This is a genomic window from Aurantiacibacter arachoides, assembly GCF_009827335.1.
Classification (GTDB): Bacteria; Pseudomonadota; Alphaproteobacteria; order Sphingomonadales; family Sphingomonadaceae; genus Alteraurantiacibacter; species Alteraurantiacibacter arachoides.
Genome location: NZ_WTYH01000001.1, coordinates 2,253,411 through 2,268,516, shown reverse-complemented (window position 1 = coordinate 2,268,516; position 15,106 = coordinate 2,253,411). Strand labels below are relative to the sequence as shown.

The window sequence follows — 15,106 nt, the reverse complement described above, 5'->3', positions numbered from 1 at the left end:
CGTTCCCGGCACAGGCCCACCCCCGGCCCCTCCCGCGCGCGGGAGGGGGAATTGCATTACAGGCTGTCGCAGAAGCTCTTGTAGCCCTCGGCGTCCATCAGGCCGTCGAGTTCGCCCTTGTCGGCCACGGTCATCTTGAAGAACCAGCCGTCGGCCTCCGGCGAGGTGTTGACCAGTTCGGGGTCGCCTTCGAGCGCCGCATTGCCCTCGGTCACGGTGCCGGCGATGGGGGCGTAGACGTCGCTTGCCGCCTTCACGCTCTCGACCACCGCGGCTTCGCCGCCCTTGGTCAGTTCCTTGCCCGCCTCGGGCACCTCGACGAAGACGATGTCGCCCAGCTGTTCCTGCGCGTGATCGGTGATGCCGACGGTGGCGGTGTCGCCATCGACGTCGAGCCACTCGTGTTCCTGGGTGAAATAACGTGCCATCGGTCAGGCTCCTTTGCGGTGATAGGTGTGGGGTACGAAGGGAAGGGGGACGACGCGCGCAGGCAGGTGCTTGCCGCGGACCTCGCAGGTGAGCTCGCTGCCCTCAGCGGCGCTGGCCGCATCGACGTAGGCCATGGCGATGGGATAGCCGAGCGTGGGCGAGAAGCCGCCACTGGTGACCGTTCCGACCTTGCTGTCGCCGGAATAGACGCCTGCCCCCTCGCGCGCGGGCAGGCGGCCTTCGAGCGCCAGGCCGACGAGCTTGCGGCCCGTGCCCTCGGCGATCTCGCGGCGGATGCGCGCGGCACCGGGGAAGTCGCCGCCGGCGTCGGCGCGGCGGCGCTTGTTGATGCCGAAGATCAGGCCCGCCTCGATGGGCGAGGTCCCGGGCGAAAGGTCGTGGCCATAGAGCGGCAGCCCTGCTTCCAGCCGCAGGCTGTCGCGCGCGCCGAGGCCAATGGGCTGCACTTCGGGCTGGTCAAGCAGCAGGGAGGCAATGCGCGCAACGTCTGCAGCGGGCACGGAAATCTCGAACCCGTCCTCGCCGGTGTACCCCGTACGGCTGATCCAGGCGGGCACGCCGTCGAGGGTGAACTCGCCCCCGCGCATGAAGGTGAGGGCCGCCAGATCGCCCTCGGTCACCCGGGCAAGCGCCGCCGCGGCCTCCGGCCCCTGCAGGGCCAGGAGCGCGCTGTCATCGAGGTGATTGAGGCTGACCTCGTCGGGCAGATGCTCACGAAGGTGGGCGATGTCGTCCCACTTGGTCGCGCCGTTGACGACCAGGTAGAACCCCGTTCCCCAGCGCGTCACCATCAGGTCGTCGAGCACGCCGCCGTTCTCGTCCAGCAGCAGTGAATAGCGCACCTGACCCACAGCCATGGTGGAAAGGTCGATCGGCAGCACGGCTTCCATCGCCGCCTCCGCACCCTCACCGCTGACATAGAGCTGGCCCATGTGGCTGACGTCGAACAGGCCCGCGTGCGCCCGCGTCCAATTGTGTTCGGCCACGATGCCGCCATGCTCACCGGCATACTGGATCGGCATTTCATACCCCGCGAAGGGCACCATGCGCGCACCGAGTTCGCGGTGCCAGGCGTCGAGAGGCAGCTTTTCGGGCGGGTTTTCGACTTCGGTTTCGGTTTCAGGGTCGCTCAAGACAGGCTCCGGCACGGTTTGGCCATGGCCGAAAGCCGGCCACGTTCACCATGCCCCCTCTGTCGCTGGGACCTGAGAGATTCCGGCGGGCTCCGTAGTGGTAGCCCGCCTTACTCCGTCGGTGGTCGCCCTTCCGGGAAACGCTTTCCAGAGTGTCCGTTCCGGCCGCGCGGTCCCTTGTACCTGAGAGTTTCCGGGGCGGTTGCTCCTTCGGTGCCTTTCCATCGGAAAGGCTCTCCCGCGCTGCCGCCGCACGCTTGCGCGTTCACCGGACGAGCGCCGCTGTGCTGCAAAGCGCCAAACCGGTCAATCGGGAATCGTTGCAGCCGTTACTTGTCTAGGCCGGCGAGGGCCGCGAAAACCGAATCGGCGTGTTCGGGGCGGCAGATCAGCAGGTCGGGCATGTAGGTATCCTGACGGTTGTAGACGAGCGCGCTGCCATCCATGCGACTGCAATGCAGGCCGTGCGCAAGGGCCACGGCGACGGGCGCGCAGCTATCCCATTCGTACTGCCCGCCGGAATGAAGGTAGATGTCCGCCTGGCCCAGGACAATCGCCATCGCCTTAGCGCCGGCGCTGCCCATCGGCACCAGTTCCGCGCCCAGCCGGTCGGCCACGGCCACGGCCTGTGCGGCGGGGCGGGTGCGGCTGACCACCATGCGCAGGGTATCGGGCGCGGGCGGCACGGCAACGGGCTGGTCGGAGCGCAGCACGATGCCAGGCCCCGGCAGCGCGACCGCGCCCACGCTCGCCCGGCCATCCACCGCCAGACCGACATGCACCGCCCAGTCATCGCGCGCCTCGCCGTATTCGCGCGTGCCGTCGACGGGATCGACGATCCAGCAGCGCGCCGTGTCCAGCCTTGCGGCGGTGTCCTTGCTCTCTTCGCTGAGCAGCCCGTCGTCCGCCCGCTGCTGGCGCAGCGCGTGGACGAGGAACTGGTTCGCCGTCTGATCGCCCGCCGTGCCGAGCGCCTTGCCCTCGAACATGCCGGAATCGCGCACCTGGATGAGGATGCGCCCGGCGGTGTCGGCGAGATGGGCGGCAAGCTCCGCGTCCGTCATCGCGCTCACGCCAGCGGCAGGATATGGCGCACTATGTGCTCGGCGGCTTCCGCGGCGGTCATGGCGACGGTGTTGACCGTGATCTCGGGGTTTTCCGGCGGCTCGTAAGGACTGTCGATGCCGGTGAAGTTCTTCAGCTCGCCGCTGCGCGCCTTCTTGTACAATCCCTTCACGTCGCGGGCCTCGGCCACCTCCAGCGGGGTGTCGACGAAGATCTCGATGAACTCGTGGTCGGCCAGCATTTCGCGAACCATCTGTCGCTCGGCACGGAAGGGGCTGATGAAGGCGGTCAGCACGATCAGGCCGGCATCGGTCATCAGCCGGGCGACTTCGCCGATGCGGCGGACGTTCTCGATGCGGTCCGCCTCGGTAAAGCCGAGATCCTTGTTGAGCCCGTGGCGCACGTTGTCGCCATCGAGCAGGAAGGTGTGGCGGTTCATCCGTGCCAGCCGCTTTTCCACCTCGTTGGCGATGGTCGACTTGCCGCTACCCGAAAGCCCGGTGAACCACAGCACGCGCGGCTGCTGGTTCTTCATCGCCGCATGGTGCTGCCGCGTGATGTCGGTCGCCTGCCAGTGCACGTTTTGGCTGCGGCGCAGGCTGAAGTTCAGCATCCCCGCCGCCACGGTGGCATTGGTGATCTTGTCGATCAGGATGAACCCGCCCAGGGCCCGATTGTCGGCGTAGGGCTCGAACACCAGCGGCCGGTCGGCAAATACCTCGGCCACGCCGATATCGTTGAGGCTGAGCGTCTTGGCTGCGAGGTGATCGCCGTCGCCGCCCACGGCGTTCACGTCCACGCGGTACTTGGGCTGCTGCACCGTTGCGCTGACAGTCTGCGATCCCAGCTTCAGCCAGTAACCGCGCCCCACGCTGAGATCGTCGTCGGCAAGCCAGACGATCGTCGCCTCGAACTGGTCGGCAACCTCGGGCGGGGCGTCCGCCACCGCGATCACCTGCCCGCGCGAACAATCGATTTCGTCCGCCAGCGTCAGCGTGACGGACTGGCCGGCCCGGGCTTCGGCAAGATCGCCGTCCATGGTGACGATGCTGGCCACCGTGCTGGTCCTGCCGCTGGGCAGCACGCGCACCGCATCGCCCGGCCGCACGCTGCCGCTGGCGATCAGGCCGGCGAACCCGCGAAAGTCGAGGTTGGGGCGGTTGACCCACTGCACCGGCATGCGGAACGGCTTGTCCGCCGCCGCGTCGGCCAGCACTTCCACCGTTTCCAGGTGTTCGATCAGGCTCGGTCCGGCATACCACGGGGTATTGATGCTGGGCGCCGCGGTGATGTTGTCGCCGCGAAATCCGCTGATGGGCATGGCGGTGAAGCTGTCGATGCCGATGCCTTTTGCGAAGGCGGCGTAATCGTCGACGATGCGGTCGAACGTCGCCTGGTCGTAATCGACGAGGTCCATCTTGTTCACCGCCAGCACCACGTTGCGGATGCCGATCAGGTGGCACAGGTAGCTGTGCCGCCGCGTCTGGACGAGCACGCCCTTTCGCGCATCGACGAGGATCACCGCCAGGTCCGCCGTGCTGGCGCCGGTCACCATGTTGCGCGTGTACTGTTCGTGCCCCGGGCAATCGGCGACGATGAACTTGCGCTTCTCGGTGTTGAAGAACCGGTAGGCGACGTCGATGGTGATGCCCTGCTCGCGCTCGGCGGCGAGGCCGTCCACCAGCAGCGCGAAATCGATTTCCTGCCCTTGCGTGCCTACCCGCTTGCTGTCGGCTGAGAGCGCATCGAGCTGGTCCTCGAAAATCATCTTGCTGTCATACAGCAGCCGCCCGATCAGCGTGGACTTGCCATCGTCGACGCTGCCGCAGGTGATGAAGCGCAGCATCGTCTTGTGCTGGTGCGTGGCGAGGTAGGCGTCGATATCCTCGGCGATGAGGGCATCGGTTTCGTAGACGGCGCCCGGTGCATTATCGGCCATCAGAAGTAGCCCTCCTGCTTCTTCTTTTCCATGCCCGCGCCGCCTGCATCCTTGTCGATGACGCGGCCCTGCCGTTCGCTGGTGGTGGTGAGCAGGGTTTCCTGGATCACGTCGCTGAGCGTCGCCGCCTCGCTTTCCACCGCACCTGTCAGCGGGAAGCAGCCGAGCGTGCGGAAGCGGACCGATCGCGTGGTGATCTCGGGCAGCGTGCCCATCACCTGCTCCAGCCGTTCGATATCGTCGGCCATGAACAATCCGCCCTCGTATTCGAAGGTCGGGCGCGGGGCGGCGAAGTAGAGCGGGACGATTTCGATGCCTTCCAGCTGGATGTATTGCCACACGTCCAGTTCAGTCCAGTTGGAAATCGGGAAGACGCGGATGCTCTCGCCCTTGTTCTTCCGCGCATTGTAGAGGTTCCACAGCTCAGGACGCTGGTTCTTCGGATCCCAGCCGTGGCTGGCGGTGCGAAAGGAAAAGATGCGTTCTTTCGCGCGGCTCTTCTCCTCGTCACGCCGCGCGCCGCCGAAGGCCGCGTCGAAGCCATGGAGGTCGAGCGCCTGCTTCAGTCCTTCGGTCTTCCACATGTCGGTGTGCAGGGGCCCGTGGTCGAACGGGTTGATGCCGCGCTCCTCGGCCTCCGCGTTGCGATAGACGATCAGCTCCATGCCGCTTTCGCGCGCCATCTTGTCACGCAGGTCGTACATCGCCTTGAACTTCCACGTCGTATCGACGTGCAGCAGCGGAAAAGGCGGCGGCGCGGGATGGAATGCCTTGCGTGCAAGGTGCAGCATGACCGCGCTGTCCTTGCCCACGGAATAGAGCATGACGGGCTTGTCCGCCTCTGCCACGACCTCGCGGATGATGTGAATGGCCTCGGCCTCGAGGCGCTGGAGATGGGTAAGCGGTGCGGTCATGGGTGTGCTGGTCTGCCGGGAGAAGGAGGCGAGGGCGCTAGATGGCACAACCCCGGCCCGGCTTGAAGGCATCTGATCTATCAACCGCCCTAACGGTAGTTTTCCCGCCTTGAGAAAGGGCCCTCTGATCTGCCCTGCACGCCCCTCGTCAGTCGCCCGTCGACGACCCGCATGAGGTTTTCCTGCACGACGCTGGCCACCAGGCTGCCGTCCCGGGCAAAGAAATGCCCGCGGCTCAGCCCGCGCGCCGCGCCCGCCCAAGGGCTTTCGCCGGCATAGAGGTGCCATCGGCCGAAATCCGGATCGGCATGAAACCACATGGCATGGTAGAGGCTGGCGATCTGGATGCCCCGCTCCCCCGGTCGCACCCCGTGGGGCAGCAGGGCGTTGCGCAGGAACAGCATGTCCGACGCATAGGCGAGGGCAGGGCGCTGCATCGCCGGGCCAAGTCCCGCCGCGTCGCGCACGCGCATCCAGCAGGCCGAGCGGGGAGGGCGGGCATCGCCGCCGAAGGTGGCCTCTACATCGATGGGAACAACCTCCACCGGGCGATCCGCCAGCCGCCCGATGATCGGCAGCGTGGCGAAATTCGCCTGCGCCTGTTGCCAGTCCGCCAGCGCGCGGGCCGCCGCGTCCAGATCGGGCACCTGCGGCATGGTGGCGGCATGGGCGAAGCCTTCCTCGGCGTCCTGCGCCGAATCGGTCATGGTGAGGATGGCCTTGCCGTCCTGCTCCGCATCCACGCGCAGGGTGGTGAAGCTGCGGCCCTCCCGCAGGGGCGTGACGCGGTAGGAGGTGGCCCTGTCCGCCGCCCCGGGGCTGAGGAAGTTGAAGCGAATGCGGCTTGCGCTCAGCGGGCAGGGCGAGGCTGACCGCCATCACCGCCTGCGCCAGCGCATGGCCGCCAAACATGCGCGGTCCGATGCCGGGGCCGGGTGCGCCCGCGAACGACTGGGTGCCCATCGGCGCCAGCGCGAGCAGCGCGGGAAAGGTCGTGGGCACGGCGTTCGTCATTCCCGGGATACGAAAAGGGCCGGGGACCAAGCCCCGGCCCTTCGCGCTCCCCCGTCCGAAGGATCAGAAGCTGCCGCGCACCGTCAGGCCATAGGTCCGCGGCTCGGCCAGGAAGGTGGAGAACACCTGTTGCGGTGCCACGAACGGGGTGTTGAACGCCACCTGGGTGTAGTCGACATCGAAGATGTTGCTGGCCCATGCCTCGATCGACCAGGCACGGTCCGGCCCGCTCACGCCCACGCGTCCGTTCACGATGATGTAGCTGTCCTGTTCCTTGCCGAAGAGCAGGTCCGAGCCAGTGTTGTAATCGTCCGTCACGCGGGTGTTGACGAAGAACAGACCGGACAGTCCCGAATTGCCCAGCGGCGGCGTCCAGCTGAACGACGCGGTGTAGGTGAGTTCCGGCGCGTTCGAGAGGTTGTCGCCCGGCAGCAGCCGCAGCGCTGGATCGAGCGGGGCGCCGCTGTCGTTGCCGATCAGGTCGTTCTCGTACTTGGTGTCGGCATAGGTCAGGCCGACGGTCGCCATGATGTCGCGGATGGGCGAGATCGAGGTTTCTAGCTCGAACCCCTGCGCGGTTACGCCGGGCTGCACGTCGTCGGGATTACACGAGCCGGTGGTCGGGCTGGCATCGCGATCCCCGCCGGCCAGATCGGTACCGCAGGCGTTGATGTTCTGCACTAGGAAGACCGAACCGTTGAAGGTGTTGAGCTGGAAGTTCGAGAACTCCTGCCGGAACGCCGCCACGCTGACGGTAAACGGCCGGGTGGAATATTTGAAGCCCACCTCGTAGGCGTCGACCGTTTCTTCCTCGAACTGCAGGGCGGCTGGGTTCAGCGTGTTCACGTTGAAAAGCACCGGGTTGGCAAGCGCCGAGCGATCGAGGTTGAAGCCGCCCGCTTTGTAGCCGCGCGAATAGCTGGCGTAGAACAGCATGTCGGGGTTGGGCTGGTAGCTGAGAACCGCGGTGCCGGTGAACTCGTCCTCGTCGCGGCTGTCCGACAGGCTGACCCCGTCCAGTTCGGATGTAGAGTTGCCCTGGCACGAAAGCGCCAGCAGACCGCCCGCCAGCCCGGCCAGCGCGGCGTTGCCGAGCAGCGGCGAGAGCAGCGCCCGGTTGCGCGGACAGAACACGTTGTCGTTGCCGAAGGTGGCGTCGAGGTCCTTGGTCTCGCTGGTGTAGCGCAGGCCCAACGTCAGATCGAGCTGGTCGGTCAGGTGAACGATGTTGTGCGTGAACAGGGCGAAGTTGTCGCTCTGCTGGTTGTAAACTTCGCCCGTGCTGCCGCGGTCGCGGACCTGCGCAAGGTTGCCGATGGCGCCGATGATGAGCGGGGTGGCGGGCCCGAACGCGCCCGCCCCGCCGTTGGCGAAGCGCAGCGCGTTGATGTTGGCGCCAAAACAGTCCGCCGCGCCCGGATTGGCCAGCGCCGGATTGATGGCGAGCGCGATGCGGCAGTTGGCAAAGGTGCCGTACTGCGTGCCGAAGCGCAGGTTGTCTTGAACCCGCAGATCCTCGTTGGCGTAATAGCCGCCCACCAGCCAGTCGAGCCGGTCGTTGAACAGCGTGCCGTTGAGGCGGATTTCCTGCGTGAAGGTTTCGAACGCGCGGGCAAGGCCGAACTCGGTGGGGGCGCGGTAGAGCAGGTCGACCGTGGTGTAGTCGGTATCCGACCCCTGGAAGTTGCTGTATTCGCGGTAACCGGTGATAGACGTCAGGCTGACGTTACCGAAATCCCAGTTGAGTTCGCCCGAAATGCCATAGTCCTCGGTCTCGCCCTCGTAGGAGCGGCCTGCGGTGGGGTAGATGTCGCGGTCGAAGGTGCTCTGGGTCAGGCCGTCCGGGTTCTGGCCGAGCGCGCGCAGGATCGGGATGATCGGGTTGGCATTGCTGGTCAGCGAGGGCGCGCCAGGCAGCGGGCGAACGAACGAGTCGAGACCCGGGCTGACGCGCGAGAGGGGGGCGAAGTCCGCCTGCACGAAGGTGGCCGCGCAGCACGCCTCGTCCTTCTTCGAATAGTCGCCGACCAGGCGGAAGCTGATGTCGGGCGTCGGTTCGAACAGGGCCTGCGCGCGGACTAGGTAGCGGTCGCGATTGTTGACATCGACACCGTTGGTCAGGTCGTTGTAGAAGCCGTCCCGCTCGAAATAGACGCCGTCGACGCGGGCCGCGATCGTTTCGCCGATGGGCACGTTGATGCCGCCCTCGACCCGGATCGCGTCGTAATTGCCGTAGGTAAAGGCGCCGTAGCCGCTGAAATCGAATTCCGGCGGGGCGGTGTAGATGTTGATGAGGCCGGCAGACGAGTTGCGCCCACCCAGCGTGCCCTGCGGCCCGCGCAGGATTTCCACCCGGTCGATGGGGCCAAGTTCGGAAAGCGCGTTGCCCGAACGCGAGCGGTAGACACCGTCCACGAAGACCGCGACCGAGCTTTCCAAGCCCGGGTTGTCGCCCACCGTGCCGATGCCGCGGATGCGCGCCGATCCGTTCGCCTCGTTACCGGTGGAAGATACCAGCAGCGACGGGGCGACCTGGTTGAGTTCGCGGATGTCGTTCGTGCCCGACTGGGCCAGCATGTCACCCGAAATGGCCGTGACCGCGATCGGCACGTCGGCCAGCGATTGCTCGCGGCCCTGCGCGGTCACGACGATGGTAAAGGGATCGTTTTCGGGAGACTCGGGCTCCTGCTCCTCACCATCGACGTCGCCGCCCTGGGCAAGGCTGTCCTGACCGGTGGGCGCTTGCTGCGCCGCGGCGAGCGAGGGAACGCAGACAAGCGCGCAGGCCAGCGCGCAGGCCAGTGCATTGGTGGCGGTCGAATAGTGCAACACCGACTTCATAGCTCTCTCCCAGCTGAACGGTTATTTCTGCCGAGAGTATGCCACGCGCCGTTTCCGGTGGGCGGGGAAACGGAGACTTCTGTCGAGCCCCCTGCTTCCCTTGTGTGGCAACCTCCCTGCCGTGCCGCTCTTGTGCCGCCTTGCGCGGCGTCACGCAAGCAATTTGAACATTGGGTATCCTCGTGTGCCGAATGGGCGACAGGTCAGTCGCGGCTGTCCTCCAGCGCGGCGTAGATCATCGTCTTGAGCTGGCGACGGATGGGATAGGCGCTGGAGGGGTAGAGCTGGGTCATGAACACCATCGTGATCCCCTCCGCCGGGTCGACGAAGAAGGCGGTCGAGAAGGCGCCGCCCCAGTAGAACTCGCCGCGGCTGGCAGGCATCAGGGTGCGCGCGGGATCGACGACGGTGGCAAAACCCAGGCCGAAACCGGTGCCCGCGTTGCTCGCTTCGGAAAACAGCGCGTCGCTCATCTGCGCCAGGTCCGCGCCGCCGGGAAGGTGGTTGGCGGTCATCAGCGCAAGCGTCTTGGGCGAGACGATCCGCGCCTCGCCCAGCCGCCCGCCGCCCACCAGCATGGCGCAGAACCGGTGGTAGTCGCCAAGCGTGCTGACCAGCCCGCCGCCGCCGCTGTGGAAGGCGGAAGGGGCGAAATGCGGGCTGTCGGCGCCGCGCTCTATGCGCATCGGCTTGCCACCGGGCGCAAAGGCGTAGGTGTCGGCCAGACGCGGGCGCATGGCCTCGGCAAGGTCGAAACCGGTATCGTGCATCCCGAGGGGCACGAAGATGTGCTCGCGGAAATAGTCGCCCAGCCGCTGGCTGCTCAATCGCTCCACCGCCACGCCCAGCACGTCGGTGGCGACCGAGTAGGTCCAGCGTTCCCCGGGTGCGTGCTGTAACGGGATACTCGCTAGCGCCTGAAGGTAATCCTCCGGCGAATGCGCGCGCGAAAGGTCCAGCTTTGCCTCGCGGTAGGCGGCATCCACGTTGGTGCGGTTCTGCAGGCCGTAGGTCAGCCCGCTCATGTGCGTGAGCAGGTCGACGAAGCGGATCGGCGGCGCGGCCTTGCCGGGAAGGAACGGCGACCCGCCCCCGCCGCCGGCATAGACGCGCAGGTCGGCCAATTCCGGCAGGACGCGGGAAACGGGATCCTCCAGCGCCACCTTGCCGCGTTCGACCAGTTGCATGAACGCGATCGAGGTGATCGGCTTTGTCATCGATGCGATGCGATAGAGCGCGTCGTCCGCCAGGTCCGCGCCCTCCTGCGTCAGGCTGCCCGCCCTGGCATGATAGACCGGCTGGCCGTCCCGCGCGACGAGGATCTGCGCGTTGGGCAGCCAGCCGGGCCCGACGTAGCGCTCTTCGAGAAAGGCGCCGATGCGCCGCAGCCGTTCGGCGTTGAAGCCCAGCGCGGCGGGGTCGGCGATATCGAACATGCGGCAATTCTCCCATTGGCCGTGGCCATACCTGACCTTTGGCGCCGCAATCTATCGTCAAAAGGCGAAAGCGCAATTGCATCATACCCGAACTTCAGAATTGCTTTCCAGCCCCTTGCGCCAGCCAGCCGCGCGGCTATCCTGCCTGGCAAGGAGAGACTGTCGATGGCCGAGAATCACGAGGCAGGGGCGCCGGGTCGCTGGACGCCGCCTGCGGGCTGGCCGGCGATGAGCCGCGCCGACGTCCGCGCCGCGCTCACCGCGCCGGGGATGCCGTTCGAGATGGAGACCGTGGCCATCGACGGGCGCCCCACGCGCACCTGGAAGAACGCCCCGCCCAGCCTGCGCGCCGTGATCGAGACAAGCCGCGCGCACGGGAATGCCACCTGCGTGTTCTACGAGGACGAGCGTGTCAGCTACGACGCCGTGTTCCGCGCCACCGCGGCGCTGGCGCATCACCTGCGCGACCTGGGCATCGGCAAGGGTGACCGGGTGGCGCTGGCCTTGCGCAACCTGCCCGAATGGCCCGTCGCATTCTTTGCCATCACGGCGCTGGGAGCGATCTGCGTACCGCTCAATGCGTGGTGGACCGCCGACGAGCTGGCCTTTGCGCTGGCCGATTCGGGCAGCCGCGCGCTCATTTGCGATGGCGAGCGGTGGGCGCGGGTTGTGGGCGTGCGGGGCGCTCTGCCCGATCTCGAAGCCTGCATCGTCTCGCGCATCGATACCGCGCCCGACGGGGCCGAGCGGCTGGAGGACCTCATCGGCGCGACCGACCAGTGGCAAACCCTGCCCGACCGCAATCTGCCCCAGGCGGACCTTCTGCCGGAAGACGATGCCACCATCTTCTACACCAGCGGCACGACGGGCAAGCCCAAGGGCTCGCTCGGCACGCACCGCAACATCTGCACCAACGTGCTTTCCAGCACCTACAACCTCGCCAGCGCCCCCCTGCGGCGCGGCGAAATGCCGCCCGAGCCGAGCCCCAAGGTGATCCTGCTGGTCATCCCGCTGTTCCACGTCACGGCCTGCTCGGCGGCGATGGTGGGCTATTTCGTCTCCGGCCACGCGATGGTCTTCATGCACCACTGGGACGCCGGCGAGGCGCTGGCGCTGATCGGGCGCGAGGGTGTGAACCTGACGGGCGGCGTGCCGACCATCGCCTGGCAACTGCTCGACCATCCAGACCGCGCGAAGCACGATCTCTCCAGTCTCGAACTCGTCAGCTACGGCGGCGCGCCCGCCGCGCCCGACCTCGTGCGGCGCATTGACACGGGGCTGGGCGCCGCGCCCGGCAGCGGCTGGGGCATGACCGAGACGATGGCGACCGTCACCGGCCACGTCGCCGAGGACTACCTCAACCGCCCCGACAGCTGCGGCCCGCCGGTGGCCGTGGCGGACCTCAAGATCATGGATGCCGACGGCACGCGCGAATTGCCGGTGGGCGAGGTGGGCGAACTCTACGCCTTCGGGCCGATGGTCGCCAAGGCCTACTGGAACCGCCCGGAGGAAAGCGCGGCCACCTTCATAGATGGCTGGGTCCGCACCGGCGACCTTGCGCGGCTGGACGAGGAAGGCTTCTGCTACATCGTCGACCGGGCCAAGGACATGGTCATTCGCGGCGGCGAGAACATCTATTCCTCCGAAGTCGAGAACGTCCTCTACGAACACCCCGCCGTCACCGACGCCGCCGTGATCGGCCTGCCCCACAAACAACTGGGCGAGGAACCAGCTGCGGTCGTGCACCTTGCCGAGGGGATGGCCGCGAGCGAGGCGGAACTGCAAGCCTGGGTGGCGGAGCGGCTGGCGCACTTCAAGGTGCCGGTGCGGGTGGTGTTTACCGACGCATTGCTGCCGAGGAATGCGAACGGGAAGATTTTGAAGAAGGCGTTGGTGAGGTTCTTCCAGACTGCGATGCGATAAGGAGCGATGTTATGATTGGCGTGCAAGATGACCGCCAGTCACCACGAAGGCTGGAGAGGACACCGATGGTTAGCGAGCCGACAACAATCATTGCGTTGTGTCGCATATCAAGGAACCGGGTGGGCTAGGCCGGGTGACCTGCCCGTGATTTTGATTTCGCAACATTGAGTACAGGTAGCGAGATGGTCTCGACACGGCCCGCAAAATACCAAATCGGAGGCACCATGATTGCCGCTATCAAGCCGTCTAGCGCGTAATGCCAGCCGAGATGGACGGAGGCGACAAAAACCGTCGCTTCAAAGGCGATTGCACTCCACAACTGCCAGCTGTTCCCAAATCGATCGTGGATCATCCAAACCAGCAAGAGATAGATCGCATTGTGCATCGAGGGCATTGCGCTGATACCCTTGCCGAAGCCCGGAGCCCCGAAGTTTTCCAAAAGGTAGGCTTGCGTGCGCGTAGCGGTCAGGTCTGAGGGAAGGGCCGATTGAAGCCCGACGAATCGTGGATCGCCATAAAAGTGCTCCACGTAAATCGGACCAGCGGAAGACAGAGCGAGCGCTGCCCATACGCCGATAATGAACCAGCACATGATGATGGCGAGAACCGATCGTTTGCTGAAAGCCCGGTCTTTGGAAAAGCACACCCAGATTGTCATCCCCAGCGAGACGATGACGCAGGGCATCACATAGAACATATCCAAAAAACGGGTCGCGCCCGCGCCGAGCCACGCGTGGCTAATTCGCCAAGGGTCCTGCCCGAACAGGATCGCGTCGAAATCTGCCAAAAAGGGATCAGCAAAGAATGGTACCAGGCTCGGAATTGAAACCTTCAGGACCATGTAAATTTGCATCATTAGAGACAGAGCCACAAGAAACACTGCTCCCTCACAAAAGCGAGCGCGATGCCTTCTAGCTACACGGAACATGACGTGAGTGGGTCGCAGCATGCGCTTTCTGGCGACTTGCACAAATAGTATCAAGGATCCCAGCAGTAGCAGCCAAACCAGCAACAGCGCTTGCAAATAGACGGCGTGCGCAATCTCACGAACATCTGACGTGGGGACCAAAAATGCCAAGGCCGTGTGAACGGCGAGAAAAATGGCAATGAAGGCCCGAGTGTCCATGCGCCCGACTTAGTAAGCAATGGTCAACTTCCGGTTACCCTCGTGGAGTTGCAAGTGGTTCGGGGCCTCTCCTGCAATGGCTGTTCCCCATCCCATTTCTTGCTTTCTCGCCCAATCAGCTAACGGTCAAATATCCGCCTGTCGGCATTCTCCTATGAATCAAACACAATCACCGACCGTGCGATCTGCCCCGTCTTCATCTCCGCGAACGCCTCGTTCACCGCGTCCAGGCGGATGCGGCGGCTGATGAGTTCGTCGAGTTTCAGCCGTCCGGTCATGTAGAAATCGACGAGGCGCGGGATGTCGAGGGGGAACTGGTTCGAGCCCATCATCGATCCGCGCAGCTGCTTCTCCTGCAACAGCTCGTAGCCGTTGATCGTCACTTTCTGGCCGACCGGGATCATGCCGATGACCGTGGCCACGCCGCGGCGGCGGAGCATGCGGAAGGCATCGCTGGCGGTCTCGGCCAGGCCGATGGCCTCGAAGGCATGGTCGACGCCGCCATCGGTCAGGCCGAGCACCTTCTTCCACACGTCGCCATCGGACGCATCGATGAAGTCGGTGGCGCCGAAGCTGCGCGCCAGCGTTTCCTTCTCCGCCACCCGGTCGATGGCGATGATGCGGCCCGCGCCGGCGATCTGCGCGGCGTTGAGGGTGGCAAGACCCACGCCGCCGCAGCCGATCACCGCCACGCTTTGCCCGGGCCGCACCTCCGCCGTGCGTACGACCGAGCCGTAGGCGGTGATCGTCGCGCAGCCGAGCAGGGCGGCGCGGTCCAGCGGCATGTCGCGGCGGATCTTCACGCAGGCGTTTTCGTGCACCAGCAACTGCTCGGCAAAGGCGGAGAGGTTGAGGAACTGGGTAATCGGCGCGTCTGCAGTGCCCAGCCGCGGTTCGGCGTCCGTGGCGCGGCGGGTGTCGGGCTCGTTGCACAGCGACAGGTGGCCGCCGACACAGAACTCGCAGTGGCCGCAAAAGGCGGAAAGGCAGGTGACGACGTGATCGCCGTGCGCAAGGCCGCGCACCTCGTTGCCGACCTGCTCCACGACGCCGGCGCACTCGTGGCCGAGCACGGTGGGCATGGGCGTGGGATAGTGGCCTTCGACGAAGTGCAGGTCAGAATGGCATACGCCGGTGGCGACGGCACGGATCAGCACTTCGCGAGGGGCCGGCTTGCCGATGGCGACATCCTCGATTGCGAGAGGGCGGCCCACTTCGCGCAGGACGGCTGCTTTCACTTGGCTTCTCCGGCTGACTGCTGATGC

At 65.8% G+C, this 15,106-nt stretch carries 11 protein-coding genes, 1 pseudogene and 2 riboswitches; of the genes and pseudogenes, 1 reads left to right on the top strand and 11 read right to left on the bottom strand.

Going from position 1 to position 15,106, the window contains the following annotated elements:
* Nucleotides 1-56: 56 nt before the first annotated feature.
* From gcvH to GRI62_RS11050, 9 genes and pseudogenes are all read right to left on the bottom strand, one after another.
* Nucleotides 57-428: a glycine cleavage system protein GcvH gene (gene gcvH, locus GRI62_RS11085; protein WP_131453397.1), complete on the bottom strand. Its 372-nt coding sequence runs from the start codon at nt 426-428 to the stop codon at nt 57-59.
* A 3-nt stretch (nt 429-431) separates the two neighbouring features.
* Nucleotides 432-1,583, bottom strand: a complete 1,152-nt coding sequence (gene gcvT / locus GRI62_RS11080) for a glycine cleavage system aminomethyltransferase GcvT (protein ID WP_131453396.1) — start codon at nt 1,581-1,583, stop codon at nt 432-434.
* Between the two features lie 49 nt (nt 1,584-1,632).
* Nucleotides 1,633-1,743: riboswitch (glycine riboswitch) on the bottom strand.
* Nucleotides 1,744-1,834, bottom strand: a riboswitch (glycine riboswitch).
* 78 nt (nt 1,835-1,912) lie between these two features.
* Nucleotides 1,913-2,647, bottom strand: coding sequence for a 3'(2'),5'-bisphosphate nucleotidase CysQ (locus tag GRI62_RS11075; protein WP_131453395.1), 735 nt, complete (start codon nt 2,645-2,647; stop codon nt 1,913-1,915).
* Between the two features lie 5 nt (nt 2,648-2,652).
* The gene (gene cysN, locus GRI62_RS11070; RefSeq protein WP_131453394.1) at nt 2,653-4,587 is read right to left on the bottom strand and encodes a sulfate adenylyltransferase subunit CysN; all 1,935 of its coding nucleotides are present in this window, start codon (nt 4,585-4,587) and stop codon (nt 2,653-2,655) included.
* On the bottom strand, nt 4,587-5,549 hold the full coding sequence (gene cysD / locus GRI62_RS11065; RefSeq protein WP_373283025.1) for a sulfate adenylyltransferase subunit CysD: 963 nt from the start codon (nt 5,547-5,549) through the stop codon (nt 4,587-4,589). The genes cysN and cysD overlap by 1 nt, the downstream gene beginning before the upstream one ends.
* A 41-nt stretch (nt 5,550-5,590) precedes the next feature.
* Complete coding sequence (locus GRI62_RS11060) at nt 5,591-6,244, bottom strand: acyl-CoA thioesterase (protein ID WP_325063700.1); 654 nt, start codon at nt 6,242-6,244, stop codon at nt 5,591-5,593.
* Nucleotides 6,245-6,262: 18 nt separating this feature from the next.
* A pseudogene (locus GRI62_RS14670) lies at nt 6,263-6,340 on the bottom strand (hypothetical protein); the annotation flags it as partial.
* Nucleotides 6,341-6,578: 238 nt separating this feature from the next.
* On the bottom strand, nt 6,579-9,356 hold the full coding sequence (locus GRI62_RS11055; RefSeq protein WP_131453392.1) for a TonB-dependent receptor: 2,778 nt from the start codon (nt 9,354-9,356) through the stop codon (nt 6,579-6,581).
* A gap of 203 nt (nt 9,357-9,559) precedes the next feature.
* The gene (locus GRI62_RS11050; protein ID WP_131453391.1) at nt 9,560-10,792 is read right to left on the bottom strand and encodes a serine hydrolase domain-containing protein; all 1,233 of its coding nucleotides are present in this window, start codon (nt 10,790-10,792) and stop codon (nt 9,560-9,562) included.
* Nucleotides 10,793-10,957: 165 nt separating this feature from the next.
* On the opposite strand from GRI62_RS11050, the gene GRI62_RS11045 reads away from it, so the two are divergent.
* On the top strand, nt 10,958-12,715 hold the full coding sequence (locus GRI62_RS11045) for a class I adenylate-forming enzyme family protein (RefSeq protein ID WP_131453390.1): 1,758 nt from the start codon (nt 10,958-10,960) through the stop codon (nt 12,713-12,715).
* A gap of 124 nt (nt 12,716-12,839) precedes the next feature.
* On the opposite strand, the gene GRI62_RS11040 is transcribed toward GRI62_RS11045, so the two are convergent.
* Both GRI62_RS11040 and GRI62_RS11035 read right to left on the bottom strand, forming a co-directional pair.
* Nucleotides 12,840-13,841 (bottom strand): phosphatase PAP2 family protein, encoded by a 1,002-nt coding sequence (locus tag GRI62_RS11040; protein ID WP_131453389.1) that lies wholly within the window; start codon nt 13,839-13,841, stop codon nt 12,840-12,842.
* A gap of 152 nt (nt 13,842-13,993) precedes the next feature.
* Entirely contained in the window at nt 13,994-15,079 is a 1,086-nt protein-coding gene (locus GRI62_RS11035; RefSeq protein WP_131453388.1) for a Zn-dependent alcohol dehydrogenase, read from the bottom strand.
* Between the last annotated feature and the right edge of the window lie 27 nt (nt 15,080-15,106).